This is a genomic window from Caedibacter taeniospiralis (assembly GCF_002803295.2).
GTDB classification, from domain to species: Bacteria; Pseudomonadota; Gammaproteobacteria; order Francisellales; family Francisellaceae; genus Caedibacter; species Caedibacter taeniospiralis.
Genome location: NZ_PGGB02000005.1, coordinates 65,089 through 87,194 on the forward strand (window position 1 = coordinate 65,089; position 22,106 = coordinate 87,194).

Here is a 22,106-nt window from a genome sequence, read left to right on the forward strand (position 1 = left end):
AAGTTTTATAAAGGGTATTAAACGATATGAAGCATGTTCATATACTGGGTATTTGCGGCACATTTATGGGTGCGCTTGCTATTTTGGCGCGTGAAAAGGGCTATAAAGTCACAGGAAGTGACCAGAATGTTTATCCACCTATGAGTACGTACCTAAATAACCAGGGGATTGAATTAATTGAGGGTTATGACTATGACCTTTTAGCGCTTAAGCCTGACCAGGTTGTTGTTGGTAATACCATGCGTCGTGGCATGCCGATCATTGAGGATTTATTAAATAGTGATCAAGTGTATTTTTCAGCACCTCACTGGCTTTATGAAGAAGTTCTAAAAGATAAAAGGGTGATTGCCATTGCTGGAACTCATGGCAAAACTACAACGACCTCATTGGTGATTAAGCTATTAGAAGATGCAAGTCTAAATCCAGGTTTTTTAGTGGGCGGAATCAGCCAGGATTTTGGCATTTCTTCTCGCTTAACGGATTCCCCCTATTTTGTTATTGAAGCGGATGAGTATGATACGGCGTTTTTTGATAAAAGATCGAAATTCATGCACTATCACCCATGGATTTTAGTGATTAATAATTTAGAGTTTGATCATGCCGATATCTTTAACAGCATGGATGACATTTATCGTCAATTTCATCATTTACTAAGAACGATGCCTGGAAAATCGATGGTTATTTATCCAGAAGACGACCAGAATATCCTGCATCTCTTGAATATGGGGTGCTGGTCAAAGCGTATTACAGTTAGGACAAAGTCACTCGACATTTCCTCCGCCAAAGCAGATTTTAGCGAGTTTTTCCTCATTGATGAAGATAAAACGGAGCTTGTACAATGGTCAATGCTGGGGGAGTATAATGCGAGAAATGCGTTATCTGCCTATGCGGTTGCCAAAGTGCTTGGATTGTCGCTGACTGATGTGGTGCCAGGTTTCACCCATTTTAAAGGAGTAAAGCGGCGTTTAGAGTGTATTTTTCACCATGATAATTGTGCCATTTATGATGATTTTGCGCATCATCCAACGGCGGTAAGAGAAACCTTAATGGCGATGAAAGCAAAAGCTCAAACTCAAGAAAAAGTCGTGGCGATCCTGGAACCTCGATCAAACACCATGAAAATGGGGGCGCAAGAAAGTGAGCTCATCAAGGCGCTTGGCATCGCAGATGAGGTGTGGTTTTATCAAAATGGTACGATGCAGTGGCAGGCAAAGATCCACCAAAAAGAACATTTTTTAGTCTTTGATTGTGTTGATGACATTGTTGCATACTTTACTAAGCATTCAAAAGAAGACGTATTTACGCATTATGTGTTGATGAGTAATGGCTCTTTTGACGGCTTGCATCAAAAGCTGGTCAATGCAAAACAGTGGCTAATAGAAAATAGCAGAGCAGGAAAATAAGGCTAAGCAGCGATCCTATCAGGAAGAATGAGCAAAAGCGAAAGGCAAAAATCTTCATTTTTTCAGCGTATTGGAAGATAATGACATTACTTGCAGCTCCAAGCATACTTAAATTTCCTGCCAGCGTACTGCCAATACTCAAAGCAATGAGTAGCTCCGTTGAGTGGCTATTGTACTGATTAAGGACAGGCAAAAGAAGCATTACCGCAGGAACGTTGGATAAAATCTGGCTAAGCACAAAACCAATAATCACAAGGCTTAGTGGATGAATAAGCCAGTGTTGGTGTATATCCAAAAACGCCTGGGTTATCCCCGTGAGCCACACAGCGTGCATAAAAATAAACATCGCAATAAAGAAGAGTAAACTATACCAGTCAACACCTTTGATGACCCTAAAGCGCCTAGGGTAGAATAACAAAATAGGCAGACAAGCCAGCAAGGCAATCATGCTAAGCGACAGGAAAAAATGTAGATCAAGCACGGCAAACAGTATTTTTAAAATGATTAAAGAAATAAAGATTGTCATGGCTAAATAGATAGGGACAATTTTTCGTGTTTCAAACTTGGGTGTTTCAATGGCTGATTTTTCGATAGCTATGGGGTTTTGCAACTGCTTGTGGTAGATAAAAGTGATAATTTTATAGCAGGCATATAGGCTGATAAGACTGGGAATAATCAAATGGGTAAAAAAGCTGATAAAAGGCGAGTCAAGATATTGTGCAATTAATAAATTCTGTGGGTTGCCAACTGGGCTAAATGCGCTGCCGATTGTCATGCTAAAAGCCAGTGTGTACAAATAGGGTTGAGGCGTGAGATTAAACCGTCTGATAAGACTAATCACCGTCCCAATGCCGATGATGGCAATGGTATCGTTAAGGAGTAATGCAGAGAGTAGACCACTGCTAAAGCAGAGGACAAAAAGGAGTTTCTGTTGTGATATTTGATGGGATAAATAGTTAAACAGCAGGGTTTCAAGTAGTTTGCTGTCGTGAAGAGCGCTACCTATAAAAAATACAGCCAATAGATAGAAAATCGTTGCAAAATTAATGGCATTAAAAGCCTGCTTCAGTGTAATGTTTCCACTGATCAAAACCGCTAATGCACAGGCAGACATCACAAGCCAGATAGGTAATGAGAACTGCCCAATTTTTCGCATCGAAGCGCCTATGAGAACAAATAAAAGTAAAATGAGTGGGAAGTATTGCAATTAAGACTCGAATCGCTCTGTTATAAAGTTTTGGGATTATATATCAGCTATGAACTATTTTGCAGAGATTTCACTGCTATCTTCCAGGGTCATATACTACCCCAAACTGTCAAGACAGTTTGGGGTAGTATATGACAGCAACTATGCTTTTTGTGTGCCATTATGAAAACCTTTTTGGCGGCGAGCAGCCTTGCTTGCTTGTGGAGTCAGCTGCTCGCGTCAAAAGTTTTCGTATAACAATTAAAATCCCTTGCAAAAGGGAGAAAGTCCATATATGGTCAGACCTGCGAGGCGAGGTAGTGCAGCAAAAATGCGTAACGCCCATCAATAAACAGGGACAAAGGATGAATCAACAACGAAAAGCGGGGGTTTTGTTACACCCTACCTCGTTACCAAATGGTGTATTGGATCAACATGCTTATAAATTTATAGACTGGTTGAGTGAGTCTGATTTGGGTATATGGCAAATGTTACCTCTGACGCCACCTGTTGATGGTATCTCTCCTTATCACAGCGACTCAGCCTTTGCATTGAATACGGCGTTGTTACCAGACGACTGGCAGGTGCATTTTGATCATAAAAAATTTCAGCAATATCTTCAAAATCCCCCAGAATGGCTAGAGGATTATGTACTTTTTCAGATATTAAAAAATAAATACCATACACCTTGGTCAAAGTGGCCCCATGAATATTGCTTTAGAGACTCAAAAGCGCTGCTAAGTTTAAACATGACATTTGCAGCCGAAATATTGCAGCATAAAAAGCAGCAATTTGCGATCTTTGACGTATGGCAAAAAGTTAAGCGCTATGCAAACCAGAAGGGTATTCAGCTTTTTGGTGATATTCCCATATTTATTACCTACAATAGCGTCGATGTGTGGGCAAATTTATCTCAATTTAAGCTCGATCAGAATCTTCAGCCACTGGTGGTCACAGGAGTCCCTCCTGATTATTTTTCTGAAGAAGGGCAGTTATGGGGAAATCCTCACTACGACTGGGGCAGGATGGAAGAAAATGGCTTTAGATGGTGGGTGAGCCGAATTGAAGAGGCATTCAAATATTTTGACCTGTTGCGTATTGATCACTTTAGGGGGCTTCAGGCGGTATGGGAAATTCCAGCAGATTCTCATACTGCAAGAAATGGACAGTGGCATAAGGTGCCTGGCAGTGCGCTATTAGATAAACTCCAGCAAAAATTCCCGGAAATGCCGTTTATCGCAGAGGATCTTGGGTTTATTACACCAGAGGTTGTGGCGTTAAAAAACAAATATGACTTGCTGGGAATGTCTGTTTTGCAGTTTGGGTTTAATGGACATGCGAACAACCCTCATGCCCTGTATAATCAGAGTGCAAATGCGGTGGTATATACAGGAACACATGATAATGACACCTCCCTTGGCTGGTTTAATAGTTTAGATGAACCAACCCAAAAAATAGTGCTTGATCAGCTATCAGCAAAAGAAACACCTATGCCTTGGCCTTTGATTGATGCAGCACTGGCTTCACCTGCTAGGTTATCGATTATCCCTATGCAAGACTGGCTTGGCTTTGGAACTTCGACCAGAATGAATACGCCAGGAACGATTTCAAATAATTGGAGTTGGCGGTTTCAATGGCATGATGTACCCGAACAATTAAGCAATAAAATAAAGGCATTAGTTGAAAAGACACAAAGATCAGAAAGTGTGATGGCTAATGCAGGTAATGAAGGGTTTCCTCATGGATAAAATGGAGCAATGTATACAGCAGTTACAAAATGGCAGTTATCATGATTATACTCCCCCCCCCTGTTTTAGGTGATTTAGATCTGCACTTATTTGGTGAAGGGAAACATTGGCGTATTTATCGTAAGATGGGTGCTCATTGCATGAGCATCAATGCAATAGAAGGAGTGTACTTTTGTGTGTGGGCTCCCTCAGCAAAAAGAGTTTCTGTGGTTGGAAGCTTTAATAACTGGAATGGTCTGCGGCATTTAATGCGTGGTCTTGGCAACTCTGGTGTCTGGGAAATATTTATCCCCGAAGTGCAAGCGGGAGATGCGTATAAGTACGAAATTTTAACGCAAAAAGATCAGTGTCTGATCAAAACTGACCCGTATGCAATGTCTATGGAGCTTAGACCCTCGAGCAATTCTATTGTCAGCACGTCTGGGTATTTATGGAAAGATAAGCATTGGCTACGTGCTCGCAAACAATTTCAGTGGCAACATGAGCCGATCAATATCTATGAGGTGCATTTAGGCTCCTGGCAACGTGAGAGTGATGGTCGGTTTTTAAATTATAAAGTGTTAGCACATAAATTGGTTGAGTACCTTAAATGGATGGCGTACACCCACATTGAATTGCTGCCAATTATGGAACATCCTCTTGATGAATCCTGGGGATATCAGGTCTCAGGATACTATGCTCCCACCAGTCGTTTCGGAACTCCTGATGATTTTCGCTATTTTGTCGATTATTGTCATCAAAATAATATTGGGGTATTTTTAGACTGGGTGCCTGCCCATTTCCCAAAAGATATATTTGCCTTAGGCAGATTTGATGGCACGGCGTTATATGAGCACGCCGATCCCCGTCAAGGTGAGCACCAGGATTGGGGGACCTATATTTTTAATTATAATCGCAATGAAGTCCGTAATTTTCTGATTGCAAATGCCTTATATTGGATTGATGAGTTCCACATAGATGGGCTGCGTGTTGATGCGGTAGCCTCAATGCTTTATTTAAATTACTCGCGCAAAGAAGGTCAGTGGATTCCCAATGAATTTGGTGGGCATGAAAACCTTGAAGCCATTGAGTTTTTAAAAACTTTAAATATTGAAGTTCACTCTCAGCATCCAGGTGTGGTGATGATGGCAGAGGAATCGACCTCGTGGCCTATGGTCTCTAAACCAACGAGTATGGGAGGTATTGGTTTTTCGATGAAATGGAATATGGGCTGGATGAATGATACATTGAAGTATTTCCAATATGATCCCATTTATCGCCAGTTTCACCACAATGAATTAACGTTTTCTCAAACCTATGCCTATAGCGAAAATTTCGTTTTACCGCTTTCTCATGACGAGGTCGTTCATCTAAAGCATGCCCTGATCAATAAAATGCCAGGTGATGACTGGCAAAAAATGGCAAATCTTCGTTTGTTGTTTGGATATCAACAGCTGACACCTGGTAAGAAGCTATTGTTCATGGGCGCTGAGTTTGCACAATGGAATGAATGGAGTGAAAAAAAAGCCCTTGACTGGTATTTATGTGAACATCCCTCTCACCGAGGAATTATGCGTTTGGTTCGCGATCTAAATCACTTATATCGACAGGAGAAAGCATTGCATCAGTATGATTTTGAACAACGGGGATTTAGGTGGATAGACTGTAATGATCACAGCCAGTCTATTCTAAGTTTCATACGCCAAACAGAAAATGCACAATTAGTTTGTGTGTTTAATTTTACGCCAGTTAAACGCGCTTCCTATCGAATTGGTTTGCCTGAGCCTGGTCTTTACAAAGAATTACTCAATTCGGACTCCACTTACTATGGAGGCTCAAATATTGGTTGTTTTGGGCAAGTCCATTCAGTAAACATTCCTTGTATGGGTTGCCAAGATTCTGTTGAGATTGTGATCCCTCCATTAGCATTTATCGTATTAAAGAAAATGGCTGAGTGATAAGGGATATCAAGTTTAATAAGATACCCATTTGACGGTAGTAGTAGGGTGGAGATCCCTAAACTTATGGGCTTTACGTCATTGTGAGCGAGGATATTGTCCCAATGCCAAAAAGTCTGCAAAATAGTTTACGATGAGTATATAATGCGGATCATTGAATTATCGATCAACCATCAACATGCCTAAGTGTTTAAATATTCTGTTTGCTTCATCTGAAGCGGTGCCTTTTATAAAAACGGGGGGCTTGGCAGATGTAAGCGGTAGTTTGCCAAAAGCGTTAAGTCACTTGGGTCTCGCGGTATCTGTTATTATTCCTGCGTATCGCGAGGTATTAGCAAGTGTGGTTGATGCAAAAGTGGTGAGTCAATTTAGCGTTTTTGGGTTTGGCAAAATCTATTACGTCAAACTGATTGAAGCACGAGTTCCAATTCCAAGCACGTCGCTTACATTCTGGTTTATTGATATCCCAGAGCTATTTGATCGTCCCCATGGTATCTACTTAGCAGAGGATGGTAAAGACTGGTGGGATAATGGCGAACGTTTTGCCATATTTTCTAAAGCGGTTACTGAAGTCGCCATGAATAGAGTCAAGCTGGATTGGAAAGCAGATGTTGTGCATAGTAACGACTGGCAAACGGGAGTAATATCAGTTTTTCTTAAACTAGAAAAAAATTGCGCTAAAACCGTCTTTACGATTCATAACATGGCATATCAAGGCAGTTTTCCGTATGAAGTATTTAAAGCCATGAACCTGCCAGAGCACTGGTGGCATAAGGATGGATTGGAATTTTATGGTAATTTTTCCATGCTCAAAGCAGGAATTTTATTTTCAGATATTGTCACAACGGTCAGTCCAACCTATGCAAAAGAAATATGTACGCCCAGGTTTGCTTATGGTCTTGAAGGGGTAATGCGTCGGTGTCAGCTTGAAGGTAAACTATTTGGGATTTTAAATGGAATAGATCAAGCCCATTGGAATCCGCAAAAGGATACACTCATTCCCTATCGGTATTCTGCAAGCTATCGATTGATGGCAAATAAATTTAAAAATAAACAGGCTTTACTGTCAGCACTAGGTGTCGGTGGTGGTATTGTAAACCTTGAAGCGCCACTATTTGGGTTAGTTGGCAGGTTAATTGAGCAAAAGGGCATCGATTTAATTCTGAGTGTTGTGCCTGATTTACTGACCTACAGCAATGCAAATTTTGTGTTTCTTGGATCAGGTGATCATCATTTCGAGCACGCTATTAAGTTATTTGCAGAGCATTACCCTGATAGGGTTTTAGTACGCATTGGCTACGCTGAAAAGTTGGCACATATGATTGAAGCAGGGGCTGATCTGTTTTTGATGCCATCTCGTTTTGAACCCTGTGGACTCAACCAGCTCTATAGTTTGGCTTATGGCACGCTACCGATCGTTCACCACACAGGCGGCTTGGCAGATACGGTTGTAAATGCAAGCACAGAAAATATAGCAAGAGGTACCGCAACTGGTTTTGTTTTTTATGAGCCTACCGCGTATGCACTCAAAGAAACCATGTATTATGCTATCAGCCTTTTTGCTCAGAAAGAACGATGGAAGGGGATACAAAGAACGGCAATGGCTCAAAATTTGAGCTGGGAAAACAGTGCTAAAGCGTATTTGGATTTATATTGTTTGTAAACCTGACTATTCCAGAGTAGTCAGGTAAACCTGACTTATTTTTCAATAGTCACTAAGGTTAATGGAGTTTTTATTAGAGGTAAAAAATATGGTAAAAAATACAGAAAAAGCTTCTCAGATCATGGCACAGGTTGAGAGCGAAGTTGATAGTAATAAAGAGCAAATTGCAAAAAGCTTTATCCATTACTTATACAATTCACTGGGTCGAGAAATCGATTCTAAGGCACATTATCTGGAGCATGCGCTTGTTTATACCATTCGCGATCGACTGATGATTAATTGGAAAAAAACAGAACAAAGATACGCTATCAAAAATTTGAGGAAAGGATACTATCTTTCCATGGAGTTTCTGATAGGACGTTCTTTGACCAATAGTCTGATCAATCTAGGATTGAAAGATATTACGCTTGCCGCCTTATATGATTTGGGTCTCAACTTTGAAGAAATTGAAGAGGCTGAGCATGATGCAGGGTTAGGCAATGGCGGTTTAGGAAGATTGGCCGCCTGCTTTATGGATAGTTGTGCCACATTGGCTTTGCCGGTTATGGGGTACGGATTGCGCTACGAATATGGAATGTTTAGGCAGCATATAAAAAATGGTTACCAGGTAGAAGAGCCTGATCAGTGGTTGCGCCATGGTTACTACCCCTGGGGATTAATGCGTAGAGAATATACCAGGGTGGTTAAGTTTGGAGGTAGAACCGTTAAATCAGTTCACCCTGACACAGGACGGCTCATGGTGAAATGGGAAGATACTTGCCCCGTATTGGCTGTGCCATTTGATGTTCCTGTACCTGGATTTAGCAATAATGTTGTCAATACCTTAAGATTATGGTCAGCGGCAGCCGTTGAAGCGTTTAATCTCAATGCGTTTAACGCAGGCTCATATGCCTCTTCGGTGGCAGAAAAAAATAATGCAGAAAGTATCACAATGGTACTTTATCCAAATGATGCAAGTGAAAATGGTAAGGAATTACGTCTTAAACAGCAGTATTTCCTGGTGTCAGCAAGTCTTCAGGATATTGTTGTGCAATGGGCAGAGAAAAATAATAATGATTTTACTCAATTTGCTGAAAACAATACCTTTCAACTAAATGATACCCACCCAAGTCTTGCAATTGCAGAGTTAATGCGACTTTTAATGGATGAGTATGAGTTAGAATGGCAGGATGCCTGGGAGATAACGAGCAAAACCATGGCGTATACTAACCATACTTTATTGCCTGAAGCATTAGAAAAGTGGCATGTTTCACTCTTTGAGCGCCTATTGCCACGCCTGTTGGAAGTTATTTATGAGATCAATAAGCGGTTTTTAAATGTCATTGAGCAGAAATGGTCAGACGATATCAGTAAACAGCGCGAGCTATCTATCATTGACGAAGATAATATGGTGCGCATGGCACATTTAGCCATCGTAGGCAGTTATTCGGTAAATGGTGTCGCAGAGCTACATTCTCAGCTGTTAAAAGAGAGTTTGTTTAAAACGTTTTATGATTTATGGCCACAAAAATTTAATAACAAAACCAATGGCGTGACCCAAAGGCGCTGGCTGGCGGTTTGTAATCCTGAGCTTAAACAGTTATTGGAGGATAAAATTGGAGGGGATTGGATTGTAAATCTTGATGAGTTAAAAAAAATAGAAGCATTTGCAGAGGAGAGTGCATTTTGCGAGCGCTGGGAGAAAGTCAGACTTGCTAATAAAAAACGTTTAGCTAATTACATTAAAAAAGAAACCGGAGTGGAGTTTGATCCCAGTGCGTTATTTGATGTTCAGGTAAAACGGATTCACGAATATAAGCGCCAGCTGTTAAATATTCTGCATGTTATTCATCTTTATAACAGGATTAAAAGAGGGCAAACTCAACATTGGACTAATCGCTGTGTGATTATTGGCGGCAAAGCAGCGCCAGGTTATTACATGGCAAAGCTTATTATTAAGTTGATCAATAATGTGGCAGATAGGATTAACCATGATTTAGAAGTTGGGGATAAGCTTAAGGTTGTTTTTCTGCCAAATTACAGCGTTTCAGCAATGGAAGTGATTTGTGCAGGAACAGATTTATCCGAGCAAATTTCTACAGCAGGCAAAGAAGCTTCAGGCACGGGTAATATGAAGTTTATGATGAATGGTGCGATCACCATTGGCACGCTCGATGGTGCTAATGTTGAAATATTAGAGGAAGTGGGTAACGAGAATTTTTTTCTCTTTGGATTAAAAACAGCTGAGGTTTCTGCGCTGCGCAAACATTACAACCCTGAGCACTTTATCCAAAATAATAACGACCTTAAACAAGTGATGGATAGGCTTGAGTCTGGATTTTTTAATGAAGAAGAACCGAATATTTTTGACAGCATCATAGGTTCATTAAAAAGCCCGTATGATCCCTGGATGACTTTAGCAGATTTTGCAGACTATCTACAGGCACAACAGCGGGCAGCGAATACCTTTCAAAATAAGGCGGGTTGGATAAAAATGAGCATCATAAACTGTGCGCGAAGCGGTCGTTTTTCATCAGATCGCACGATACGTCAATACAATGATGAAATATGGAAGCTAAGCCCCGTGGGTATAGACAAAACGTAGCTACCCAGCAGGTCTAAAAATAAGCAGAAAATCGGATTTAAATCTGAATAACTTTGTTTGAAAAGCAGCTTCACAAAAGAGAATTGACTTATTTGTGAACATGATTGACTTTAAAACACTCTATTTCATGAGCATTTATCATGCTGCTAGGTAGTTACCAAAGAAGGTACTATCGGAGTTAAAAACCAGGTGCAAAAAGCATTGCAGGTGGCGTAAGGTGAATAGGAATAAGAGTTCTTAAAAAAACTTTCTTGGCAACTTGGGGTAGTATCTCTCAGAAATCAGCAAAAGGATGTAACTCGAGCTATTGAGTAAGTGCTGCTTCTGCCACAGAGTGATTTGTCAATAAGTAGCGTTTAGGCGTTTGTGCTAATAGATATCCTTGGTAAGGTTTACCCTGTTTAAAATACGTATCATAGTTATCGTCATCGGTCATTACAAACACACGCTGATCACTTTGCCAGATAGGCCAAAATTGCGCAGCGGTTCTTAAAGTTTTATCCGCCCCTGAGTCTGGCATTTTCGCTGTATTGGCCAGCTCTCCCTCATTGGCAACAATCCAGGTTAAACGATTTAAATAAAACTGAGCGTCATAATAATAACCACCATAGTTGGCAACGATGGCATTTGGATAGGTTTTTAACAATAACGCAACAATGTTTGTTAATGGCTTTACCGTTTTTTGGGCAAAATACTGCGAGCCAGACCAGCCTAAATTTAAAATAATCATCATCGCAAACACAAAGCACAACATCATTGCTTTGAGGTTGTTTTTTCTTAAGTAACCAAATCCAACAATCGTTGTGACCAGAGCCACTATTGCCCCTGGCCAATAGAATGCTGCAATTTCACTAAAGAACATGGAAAAGTTTGAAATAAATGGCAACACCACAAAGGCAATGGCAATGATCAGGAAAAAAAACAGTGTGATTGCAACACTTGCCTTCGTCGATTTGCGCATTTCAGGTTCATTGAGAAGCTTATCAACGCGGCGTGCGATCAAGATGGCAAATGGCGTAATGATTGGAATTAAATAACCCATGAGTATTGATTTTGAGAAAGCAAAAAACAATAAAATCGCCATACCCCAAATAAATAAAAACCATTCATTTTCATGTTTTTTACGGTTTTCCCATTTCAGTAACACCGATGTGAATGCCTGTGGTAAAAAGCCAAACCAAGGGAAAAAGCCGATGATAAAAATTCCAGCATAGACAAACTTACTCATCTGTCGCCCCTGCTCATCGGTGGCATAGCGCAAAATCTGTTGCACGATCACGTAGTAATAGAAAAACTCAGGATGCTGGTTATTCACTGCAATAACCCATGGTGCTGAAATTATTGTAACAATAACCAAACCAAGGTAAAGACGGTAATCAAGTAACAGCCTATATTTTCCAACAACGATTGCCCATAGCCCAATAATCATCATTGGAAATACAATACCAATAAGACCTTTGGTCATTACTGCAAGCCCAGAAAAAATAAAGGCATTCAATAACCAAAGATGTGCTTGCCAGCTCTTTTGAGCATATTGTCTTGATGCCCAGAAGGACAGCATTGTGATCGTCAGAAAAAATGCAATGCCGGCATCCAGATTGAGATAGCGACCACCACCTAAATATAAAATTGAGGTTCCCGTAATCAAAGCCGCCCAGAATGACACACGCCTTTTTTGGTAGACGATGCGGCAAACAATATAAACAAACCACACCCCAATAATCGATAACACAGGATTTGGCAGTCTTGCTGCCCAGATATTAAAACCAAAAATTTTTAAGGACAACGCCGTCAACCAGTAGATCATTGGCGGTTTTTCAAAATAAATAACCCCATCCAGGTGCGGCACGATGTATTCGTGATTGACAAGCATCTCACGTGCGATTTCAGCATAACGCCCTTCATCCGGGGTAAACAGCACGGGTACGCCATAAAGGCATAAAGCAATTGCCATGATAATAGTCACTATTAATAAATCACACCAAAATATTCGATCCATTTGCCAACGAAGGCGACTCATCTTTTTTTCCATCATATCTACGACCAATGTTTTAAGCTGGCAAGAGTATACCATCAGTGTGCCATTTTGCAGATTCAATCATCAGGAAATAAGTTACCGCCTACTTTTACAAGGGCGTATTGCAATACGCCCCTACGCCATCTACCATCATCAGCGAAGATATTGTCCCATGCCTGAAATTTCAAGTGGCGAGTACATGAGCAGTTTATGCTCTCCAAGACAGGCTTCGCCCCCTTCACAAGTGAAGGGGAATTTAGCGCCCACGAATTTGGAATGGGTCCGTTACAGGCTATAATACATCTGAAACTCAATTGGATGCGGCGCCATATTTAACTTCTGGACTTCCTCCATTTTAAGATCTATATAAGCATCAATAATATCATCAGAAAACACGCCACTTGCCGTTAAAAATTCACGATCCTGATCAAGCGCAGTTAGCGCTTCCTCAAGGGAGCCTGCTACGGTTGGAATATCATACAACTCCTCAGGTGGCAAGTTGTATAAGTTTTTATCCATTGCCTCGCCTGGATGAATTTTATTTTTGATCCCATCAAGCCCTGCCATCACCATGGCTGAAAACGCTAAGTATGGGTTTGCCATTGGATCGACGAAACGCACTTCTATACGACGCGCTTTTTCACTATTAACAAAAGGGATACGAATAGATGCCGAGCGATTGCGTGCGGAATAAGCAAGTAATACAGGTGCTTCAAATCCAGGAACCAGGCGCTTGTAACTATTGGTCGATGGATTACAGAATGCGTTTAATGCCTTTGCGTGTTTGATAATACCGCCTATGTAGTAAAGTGCTTCTTCTGAGAGTCCAGCGTAACCATTACCTGCAAACAGATTCTTGCCATTTTTTGATAAGGATTGGTGCACGTGCATCCCAGAGCCGTTATCTCCTGGAATAGGTTTTGGCATAAAAGTTGCACTCTTGCCGTAAGCATTAGCCACATTGTGCACTACGTATTTGAATACCTGCGTCTGATCTGCTTTATCGACCAGCGTTGAAAACTTGGTTCCAATTTCACACTGCCCCGCTGTCGCTACTTCATGATGGTGAACCTCAACCTTCTGTCCAAGCTCTTCTAAAACTGAGCACATTTCTGAGCGAATATCTTGCAATGAATCCACTGGCGGCACGGGGAAATAACCGCCTTTAACACCTGGTTTATGTCCATTGTTAAGACCATTGGCAAAATCATTTGTGCTCCATGCAGCTTCATGACTCCTGATTTTGTATTCAGAGCCTTCCATATCTGATTTATAAGTGACATTGTCAAAAATGAAAAACTCAGGCTCTGGACCAAAAAATGCCGTGTCGGCAATCCCTGTTGATTTAATATAGGTTTCACATCTTTTTGCAATCGAACGCGGATCGCGATCATAAGCCTGCATCGTTGCGGGCTCCAGAATGTTGCAGCGAATGATCAAAGTCGGCGCGTCAAAAAATGGATCGACAAGCATCGCTGAAGCATCAGGCATTAAAATCATATCCGACTCATTTATCCCTTTCCAGCCTTCAATTGATGAGCCATCAAACATTTTGCCATCATTGAAAAAATCGTCATCCACAGCATGCACGGGAATGGTGACGTGTTGTTCCTTACCTTTAGTATCTGTGAATCGAAGATCGACAAACTCGATTCCATATTCACTCACCATGGCTTGATAATGTGTAAAGTCAGACATACTGATAACGCTCCTTGAGATTTTGGTTAATGGTTTTGCCGCGTTCTATTCTATCAGAGTTTTTTTGCAAAATTTAGCAAGATTTTCAAGGAAAAGTTATCTCCTTTACGGTATGCTAAACGGCAGAATGGTACTAGGTTTGGAAATGATCGTGATAGATCAAGAAGGTTTCAGAGCAAATGTGGCGATCATCATTCTAAATGATCAAAACAAAGTGTTCTGGGGTCGTCGTGTAAACCAAAGTTCATGGCAATTTCCACAAGGAGGATTGAACTCCGGCGAAACGCCAATTGAAGCAATGTATCGCGAACTCAAAGAGGAGGTTGGTTTGATGCCTTATGATGTCGAGGTCATTGCTGCAACAAGAACATGGTTGCGATATCGACTTCCCAGATTTTTAATTAGAAGAAATTGTCCTTTGTGTATTGGTCAAAAACAGAAATGGTTTCTGCTCAGACTTAAATCACCCGAGAGTGCTATTAATCTTAATGCAAACATCAAACCCGAGTTTGATGAGTGGCGTTGGGTAAACTATTGGTATCCAACAGGCAAAGTTGTCGCTTTTAAGCGTCATGTCTACCAAAAGGCGCTGGAGCATTTTTTCCCAGTGCTTAAAAATTTTTCACAAGAGCAAGAGTAAGCTAAGATGTTTTGGCAGGCACTAGTAAAAATCATCGAACTTAAGCAGGATCTTGATGTTGTTCTGTCAATGTTTGCTAAAGATACATGCAAGCTTTTGAATATTGATGCGTGCAGTGTATTTATCCTGGATGACACTGAACACATCTACACGTTAAGCGCCTCCACCTTAGTGCCGACACTAAGATCGGGGATGATCTATATTAACGCCAGGGACGACTTACTTGGCAAAGTCGCCTTGCGTGAAGAAGCACTTGTGGTTGCTGATATGTCTAAAGCGCCAAGCTATAGTGTCCTGCAAACGCTGTCGCGTAACAAACTTCAGTCACTCTTGGCAGCTCCCGTTGTTCATAAGGGAGAAGTGATCGCCATAATCGCTTTTCAGTTGAGTGACAAAGACAAAATTACCGAGAACTTACAGACCGATGTCGCGACCCTTTGCGCTAACCTTTCGTTGCCACTTAATCGTGCGATTCACATTGAGGATATTTCTGAGCAGATTGAAGACCAGCCTCAAAGCCCGTTGTTCTTTGATGGGATCAGTGCTAATGAAGGCGTGCAAAAGGGGGTTGCTGTTGGTCGCTATAACATCACTGATATTGAGGAAATTCCCGATAAATTAACTCAGTCTGAGGATGAAGAAAACTTATTTATTGCTGCAGTAAAAGAAGTCAAAGCTTCGCTAAAAGAAATGCTACAACGCATAAACTTGCTGGTTGGTAATAGCGAGGCTTCTTTATTTGAAGCTTATTTGCAAATGATTGACAGCAGTCGTTTTTATGATGCCATTATTCATTACATTCGCCAGGGAATCTGGCTGCAAAGTGCGATTAAACGCGTGGTATTAGAGCAGGTTGCTATTTTTGAACAGATGGATGAGACGTATTTTGCTGAGCGCGCGAGTGACATTCGTGATTTAGGCAAGCGTGTTTTACTGGTGCTTGAAAATAAGATTTTGAAAAAGAGTCACTATGCGGTTGACACCGTGCTTGTTGCCAGTGAAGTAACGGCATCGATGATTGCTGAAGTTCCCAAGGGGCGCCTAAAAGCAATTATCTCCGAACATGGCTCCTCGTACTCTCATGCGGCTATCTTAGCCAAAGCATTATCCATTCCCTTTGTCACTGGCATTAAAGCCTTACCTGTTAGTTTTATTGATGGCAAAGAGGTGATTGTCGATGCCTATGTTGGACGCATTTATATTCAACCCACGAAAGGGCTTAAAACTGCTTATGAGAGATTAATCAAGCATGAAAGCCAAAAAGCGGTTGAGCTGCAAGCGATAAAAGAACTCCCTAGCGAAACACTGGATGGGCATGCTATTGAGCTTAAGGCAAATGTTGGCTTGATTGCAGATCTGGATAGAGCTGTCACCCAAGGGGCTGAAAGCGTTGGTCTTTACCGCTCTGAAATCCCATTTATGATCCGTGAGCGTTTTCCCAGCGAGGATGAACAGCGGATTATCTACCAGCAAATTTTATCCACATTTCCCAACAAACCCGTTGTACTGCGTATTTTAGATGTGGGTGCTGATAAGACCTTACCTTATTTTTATGAAGAGGAGCAAAACCCTGCATTGGGCTGGCGCGGTATCCGCATGATGCTGGATCAATCCAATTTGTTTTTAATGCAAATCAGAGCAATGCTCAAGGCAAGCCTGCACCATAATAACCTGCGCATTTTACTACCAATGATCACCACGATTGAAGAGGTTAAAGAAGCAAAGAAACTGATTCGCCAGGCCTACAAAGAAGTCGTTGAAGAGGGTTTTGACATTGAGCTTCCTGCGATTGGTGTCATGATTGAAGTGCCAGCAGCAGCCATTCTTATTGATCGCATCATCGGTTTAGTTGATTTTGTCTCCATCGGTTCAAACGATTTAGCGCAATATATTTTAGCAGTTGATCGCACTAACGAAAAAGTTGCTTCGTTGTACGACCAGCTACATCCTGCGATGATTAGAGTACTTTATCACTTAGTTAAAACCACAAAAAAACACAACGCAGAAATTTCTTTATGTGGTGAGCTTGGTGGCAATCCTCTGGCAACTGCTTTGCTTGTTGGCATGGGCTTTGATAGCTTAAGCATGAATGCCGCTGTACTTCTTAAGGTGAAACATGTTTTAAGAAATGTTTCCTACAAACAGTGTCGGAATGTCTTAAAACACGTACTCAAACTAGCAACCACTGAAGAGGTGCACACTTATTTAGAGAATTTTCTCGTTGAGAATGACTTAGGCGGACTGATTCGCGCGGGGATTAGCTAACTCCAATAACTAATTTGAAAATCGCGCTTTGACAAAAATAAGAATTTAGAAAAGGAAAGAGGATGATAAAAGGGTATGGTTTTGGTTTTCTCTATGTTTTTCTTGTCGCTGCTTCGACCATTTGGCTAAACAGTCTGGGTCAAGGCATAACCATTCCTATCCTTTTATTTTATACCTCGCTGACCTCAATATTGATTTTCAATTTGGTGAATATTAATCGGTTTAAGCAAAACCATGCGCTAATTTTGAGTTCCAAGAAAAATTGGCTTTATATGTCAATTTGCCTAATCTTCGTCTGGTATTTTACCTACTATGCAACAATTCACAGTTCTGCTGAATTTTTCATTGCGACAGCGTTTTTGACGGCAGCATTTATTTCTTCAGGGCTTGCCAAGAAATATTTTAAAACCTTGGCTTGTGTGTTCTCTTTGGGGTTGGTTTATTTTTATTCTTCTATCGATTCGCCTATCACTTTAGGGACCGCCATGCTTGCAGGGGCAGCAACTTATGCCTATTACCGAAGTTCTTATCAATTTAGCCAAGAAACAAAAATGAGTGCGTTGGCAATTCTCTCCATTCGATTTTATCTGGTTTTGCTTTTTGCAGTGCTTTACATTGTGGCTTCAGGCGAGCTCATTCATCTAAAAATTTCGATTGATGAAATCGCGGTAATTGTCTTATTTGCATTGGTGAACATGGTAATGCCCGCTTATTTGTCGCAAACCTCTTTGCATGCTATCGGTGTCAGTAAGTTTACTTTTTTAAACACGCTCATCCCTGCTTTAACCTTCTTTTTGGATGCCATTTTTAATCATACTTGGCATATTCAAATGCTTGTTGCTTGTCTTTGTGCTACGCTGACCCTGAATGTAGATCAATGGGGACGGGCATTTAGCGCCCGCCAGCAACGTCAATAAAACTTCCTGTGACATACGAGGCTTCATCGGACAACAACCAAAGAATGGCATTTGCTACTTCACCTGGCTCACCACCTCTTTGCATCGGTAAGGAATCTTTGATGCGATCAACCCGATTAGGCTCACCACCGCTGGCATGGATATCAGTATAAATGAATCCAGGTCTGACACAGTTCACACGAATTCCCTCATTTGCCACTTCTCGTGATAGGCCTATGGTTAAAGTATCGATTGCTCCTTTTGAGGCGGCATAGTCCACATATTCTCCAGAGGAACCTAAGCGTGATGCGGCAGAGGAAACATTAACAATCGCACCTCCACTTCCCCCTTGTTTCGTAGACATGCGTTTCACAGCCTCACGTGCGCATAAGAAATGGCTTGTGATGTTGGTCGTGAAAATTCGGTTGAGTCGGGCCATATCCATTTGATCAACACGCATTTTTTGCTCTAGGATTCCCACATTGTTGACTAAGGCTGTTAGGAGACCTAGTTCTTTGTCTACCGTTTTAAAGAGCTTTTCAACAACGGATTCTTGGCTAACATCCCCTTCAATAGCAATTGCTATCCCGCCAGTTTTTTGGATTTGAGCAACCAAATTCTGAGCTGACTGTTGCTTACGAAGGTAGTTAATACATACAGCGTAACCTTGTGCTACCGCTTTTAATGCAGTTTCAGCACCAATTCCACGGCTTGCACCTGTGATCAACATTACTTTTTGCATGTGGTAGTCCTTTCTCGGTCTGGCACCTCATTATTCTAGTCAATATTGGACTTACTGATAATGTGCGTACTCCATTTTTTCTTGAGCAGCAGGCATTTTTTGTTGAGGTAGTTTAACGGAAAGGGCATGGGGCGCATAATATCAACCATCAAGATAACGCGAATGCTGTCGCTGTGATTCGTGACTTCATGGTCATAGCGATCATCAATGATAATGCTTTCACCCATTTTCCAAGTATAGGTCTTGTCAGATACCCTAATAAAAGGAGGGTTGTTTTTGGGGATCGTAATTCCAAGGTGATACCTCAGTATGCCTGCATAAGGGCCCTGATGTGCTGCAAGGCAGACGCCAGGCTCCAGCACAGCGATCGTTACATTAATCGGATCGGGCATGCCTTTGATAAGCTCAAGTAGTTTAGGGCAATCTTTTTGGGCATGGGGGTTGATTTGCCACATGAAAGACACATAGTAGAGTTTCCAGTTTTCAGAAACCTCTTTGGCTCGAATGGGATCAATATCTTTGTAGGCAGTCAAATTTCTGGTTGAGACTAGCTGATCAATTTCTTCTTTAATTTCATCAAAGTGGTCTTCTAATATTTTTGAGTCTGGAAAAACCTTTTTTGAATCCAAAAAAGGCGGGCGCCTGTCCCAGCCTGCATAAGTTAAAAAAAGAGCATTTAAGAGGCTTCTGAAAAAAGCGCTATTCTTACTGATTGATCCCTTCATTTTTCCCTCTCTTAATTTCTAGGTTTTCTGGCAATGATATAGCAGAACTGGCCTATTTTTTGTCTGAGTTTATCCCTGGACTGAATATAGTCATGAATTTTCCCACTTTCTTTTAAAGAGGTTAATTTATTCAGTACCCCATTGAGCTCATCTGGGGTTAATAAGGAAAAATGCGAGTCGCCATCCCTGAATTCTTTCTTATAAAGAGAGTCAGCATCGAAATATCCATTGTGTTGGATGATGGTAGAAGTGGGTACGATTTTTTCTGGGGTGGCATAGCCAAACGTATTGAGTATTTCTACCAATTGATCATCAGATAAAAAGCGTTTTTTCATTCTATCTACGGCAGGCTTAATCAATTCACCCCACCACACGCCATCATCCAATTGTTCGTGAGTGATGGTGTTGATGATCAATCTCCCATTGGGTTTTAAAGCCTTAAGCGCATATTCAAAAAAGCGTCTGTGATTTTTAAAGTTTGTGTCTACTTCATCTATGTGATGAAGCGACTGGTTGCACATAATAGCATCGAATGTATTTTCTTTAAATGGAAGCTCAGAAATATCACATCGAATTAGGTCATCATTTTTCAGGTCTTTTTCTGTATATTTTTCTTTTGCTTTGGCAAGCATTCCCTGGCTAAAATCTGCGGAAATCACATTTGGAATGAATTTTTTTAAAGGGACTGCATAGTTACCTGTACCACACCCTGCATCCAGAACCTTAATATTTTCCAGTTTCTCCTGTATCGTTAGAATGTAGCCAAGGACAATTTCAATACCGACTGCGCTTCTGGTTTTATCATAATTTTTGCTGGTTTCGTCATAGCGCTCATACTTACTCATTTGCTTAACTCCTTGTCGCTGATTTTGATTGCTTCACTGCTGATTAAATTGGGTATGCCATCCTTGATGAGATAGGCGACACCGATCTCTTTTGAGATTAAGCGGTTATTTGCCTCATCATAAATTAGAGGTTGCCTGGTGGTTGGGCAAACAAGATAATTGAGTAGTTCCTTGTTAAACATTTTTAGCGTTCTCCGTTGCTGAGTTGAAGTTAATGATAGATTGTAAAGGTACTGGGGAAAAGCCAAGGCGTTCTTTTATAGCCTGTGTTGTGCGTCCTGCCTCAATGATCTTGTAATTATGTTGTAGGGCATATTGATACAAATTGACATACAACATGGTGTAAGGGCTGTATTCAGTTAAGGAGTAATCCACCCCAAGCGCCCAAAAATGCAGCGTGTCATGGTCTAAAAATACGATACCAGCAGCGACTCGCTGCTCGCCATGCTTGATCTCAAGTACCGTTGCAATGGCATCGCAGCTTTTTAGAAAATTGTACATCGGGCCTTTCGGATAGTAAGCCCCTGTCCCATATTTGTCAGTGGTCTGATGAATCAAATCGACAACCGCTTCTAAATCAGCATCCCGAATGTTGTACCACTTTGCAGAGGAGTCGGTTGCATTGTATTTTCGTATTTGCCTATTTACTTCTTGTCGCCCATGTCTAGGTAGCTTTGCAATAATTTCATCTAAACTGGAGTGTGGAGCTATCTCTGTCCTAAAACGATTCCACATAGGATTGATTTTGTACTCATGCTTGCTAAAAATATCCAAGGGATAGCTTAAGGAATGAGTATCAATATTTAAAACACCGCAGCATTCTATTTGTTCTTTTTGGCGGATTGCTTTCAAAGAGCTCAAGATTTTTTCAATTACGATGTTTTCATGGCCTTTGGCCGCCAAAATTCTTGAATCGCTAACGTGCATAATATGAGAGAAGAGCGCTTTGGTATCAGCAGAAAAATCATAGTTAGTGCTTTGGCTTAGCACTTTGAAGGTGTCTACATTTTTTTGTAGGTATAAAGGGAGAAAGCCAACAATATCATCCTTGTGTTTAACAACGATGTAGAATGTTTTTAAGGTAGGAAGCAACGGAAATTGCTCAACAGCATTTAAAAGTTCCCAGCTATAAAATACAGATGCCCCCACAGATTTTTGAAATTTTTCGTATGGAGCGTGTTCAATGCTCTTAAGACCTTCAAAAACAGAAACTTCAAAACTCAAGATCGCCCCCTAGCTAATTTATATTCTATGGTGTCGTGATTTAATAAATCAATGGCACTACCTCAAGCAAGCACAGGTAAGTAACCACAAGATTTTAATCTCTTCGGGATATATTTCCCGCTGCTTGCGGCAGGGAGTTTCATTTGAGCCCAGTTTTCAAATTTATTATGATTTTTTGCAAAAAAGCAATCAAATGGAAATGAAACTTAGGAGCGAATTCTAGCGTAAAACGTAAGGCAATACAAAACAAAAATTAGGTTTTTGCTATTTCAGGGAAGTGTAAGAAAAAGTGATGAAGGTGTTGTTTAATTCCTGTAAATATTGTAATTTTATGGCAGTTCGCACAAACTTGGCATAGCTCAGGTAAAGAGATAACGAAGTGATTAAGATTCAACTTAATTAGGGAAGCACAATGCTGTGAAAATGTGCGTAAATTACGTTGGTCAAAGGGCGTGATCTGTGCCCATATTGCCAAGCCCTGTCAGAAGAGATTATGAAGAGAAGGAGAGTGGGGAAAAGCATGTTCTGTCCAC

16 protein-coding genes are annotated in these 22,106 nt (G+C 41.0%); 8 read left to right on the forward strand and 8 right to left on the reverse strand.

The window, feature by feature from the left end:
* Positions 1 to 26 precede the first annotated feature (26 nt).
* Positions 27 to 1,403, forward strand: coding sequence for a UDP-N-acetylmuramate:L-alanyl-gamma-D-glutamyl-meso-diaminopimelate ligase (gene mpl / locus CU053_RS03120; RefSeq protein ID WP_100551346.1), 1,377 nt, complete (start codon positions 27 to 29; stop codon positions 1,401 to 1,403).
* Here mpl and CU053_RS03125 read toward each other — a convergent pair.
* On the reverse strand, positions 1,357 to 2,559 hold the full coding sequence (locus CU053_RS03125; RefSeq protein ID WP_100551347.1) for an ArsB/NhaD family transporter: 1,203 nt from the start codon (positions 2,557 to 2,559) through the stop codon (positions 1,357 to 1,359). The two genes, mpl and CU053_RS03125, sit on opposite strands and share 47 nt — an antisense overlap.
* A gap of 395 nt (positions 2,560 to 2,954) precedes the next feature.
* Here CU053_RS03125 and malQ point away from each other — a divergent pair, with 395 nt between their 5' ends.
* The 4 genes from malQ (at position 2,955) to CU053_RS03145 (ending at position 10,521) form a co-directional block, all read left to right on the forward strand.
* The gene (gene malQ, locus CU053_RS03130; protein WP_100551367.1) at positions 2,955 to 4,337 is read left to right on the forward strand and encodes a 4-alpha-glucanotransferase; all 1,383 of its coding nucleotides are present in this window, start codon (positions 2,955 to 2,957) and stop codon (positions 4,335 to 4,337) included.
* A 41-nt stretch (positions 4,338 to 4,378) separates the two neighbouring features.
* Positions 4,379 to 6,274, forward strand: a complete 1,896-nt coding sequence (gene glgB / locus CU053_RS03135; RefSeq protein ID WP_233263325.1) for a 1,4-alpha-glucan branching protein GlgB — start codon at positions 4,379 to 4,381, stop codon at positions 6,272 to 6,274.
* A gap of 178 nt (positions 6,275 to 6,452) precedes the next feature.
* Positions 6,453 to 7,937 (forward strand): glycogen synthase GlgA, encoded by a 1,485-nt coding sequence (glgA, locus tag CU053_RS03140; RefSeq protein ID WP_100551349.1) that lies wholly within the window; start codon positions 6,453 to 6,455, stop codon positions 7,935 to 7,937.
* Positions 7,938 to 8,025: 88 nt separating this feature from the next.
* A complete protein-coding gene (locus CU053_RS03145) occupies positions 8,026 to 10,521 on the forward strand; it encodes a glycogen/starch/alpha-glucan phosphorylase (protein ID WP_100551368.1) in 2,496 nt (831 codons plus the stop codon).
* 304 nt (positions 10,522 to 10,825) lie between these two features.
* Here the strand turns inward: CU053_RS03145 and CU053_RS03150 are convergent, their stop codons facing one another.
* Together CU053_RS03150 and glnA are read right to left on the reverse strand one after the other, a co-directional pair.
* Positions 10,826 to 12,541, reverse strand: a complete 1,716-nt coding sequence (locus tag CU053_RS03150; RefSeq protein ID WP_158106960.1) for a phospholipid carrier-dependent glycosyltransferase — start codon at positions 12,539 to 12,541, stop codon at positions 10,826 to 10,828.
* Between the two features lie 282 nt (positions 12,542 to 12,823).
* Positions 12,824 to 14,236 (reverse strand): glutamate--ammonia ligase, encoded by a 1,413-nt coding sequence (gene glnA, locus CU053_RS03155; RefSeq protein ID WP_100551351.1) that lies wholly within the window; start codon positions 14,234 to 14,236, stop codon positions 12,824 to 12,826.
* Positions 14,237 to 14,387: 151 nt separating this feature from the next.
* Here glnA and CU053_RS03160 point away from each other — a divergent pair, with 151 nt between their 5' ends.
* From CU053_RS03160 to CU053_RS03170, 3 genes are all read left to right on the forward strand, one after another.
* Positions 14,388 to 14,876, forward strand: a complete 489-nt coding sequence (locus tag CU053_RS03160; protein ID WP_199244194.1) for an RNA pyrophosphohydrolase — start codon at positions 14,388 to 14,390, stop codon at positions 14,874 to 14,876.
* A gap of 6 nt (positions 14,877 to 14,882) precedes the next feature.
* Complete coding sequence (ptsP, locus tag CU053_RS03165; RefSeq protein WP_100551352.1) at positions 14,883 to 17,141, forward strand: phosphoenolpyruvate--protein phosphotransferase; 2,259 nt, start codon at positions 14,883 to 14,885, stop codon at positions 17,139 to 17,141.
* 62 nt (positions 17,142 to 17,203) lie between these two features.
* On the forward strand, positions 17,204 to 18,058 hold the full coding sequence (locus CU053_RS03170; RefSeq protein ID WP_100551353.1) for a hypothetical protein: 855 nt from the start codon (positions 17,204 to 17,206) through the stop codon (positions 18,056 to 18,058).
* Here the strand turns inward: CU053_RS03170 and CU053_RS03175 are convergent.
* From CU053_RS03175 to CU053_RS03195, 5 genes are read right to left on the reverse strand one after another with little or no spacing between them, the layout of a single operon-like run.
* Positions 18,033 to 18,779, reverse strand: coding sequence for an SDR family oxidoreductase (locus tag CU053_RS03175; protein WP_100551354.1), 747 nt, complete (start codon positions 18,777 to 18,779; stop codon positions 18,033 to 18,035). The genes CU053_RS03170 and CU053_RS03175 overlap by 26 nt on opposite strands.
* A 35-nt stretch (positions 18,780 to 18,814) precedes the next feature.
* The gene (locus CU053_RS03180; RefSeq protein ID WP_100551355.1) at positions 18,815 to 19,504 is read right to left on the reverse strand and encodes an aspartyl/asparaginyl beta-hydroxylase domain-containing protein; all 690 of its coding nucleotides are present in this window, start codon (positions 19,502 to 19,504) and stop codon (positions 18,815 to 18,817) included.
* Between the two features lie 11 nt (positions 19,505 to 19,515).
* Entirely contained in the window at positions 19,516 to 20,349 is an 834-nt protein-coding gene (locus tag CU053_RS03185; protein ID WP_100551356.1) for a class I SAM-dependent methyltransferase, read from the reverse strand.
* A complete protein-coding gene (locus tag CU053_RS03190; protein ID WP_100551357.1) occupies positions 20,346 to 20,531 on the reverse strand; it encodes a Trm112 family protein in 186 nt (61 codons plus the stop codon). The genes CU053_RS03185 and CU053_RS03190 overlap by 4 nt, the downstream gene beginning before the upstream one ends.
* Positions 20,524 to 21,573, reverse strand: coding sequence for a GNAT family N-acetyltransferase (locus CU053_RS03195; RefSeq protein ID WP_158106961.1), 1,050 nt, complete (start codon positions 21,571 to 21,573; stop codon positions 20,524 to 20,526). The genes CU053_RS03190 and CU053_RS03195 overlap by 8 nt, the downstream gene beginning before the upstream one ends.
* Positions 21,574 to 22,106: the final 533 nt, after the last annotated feature.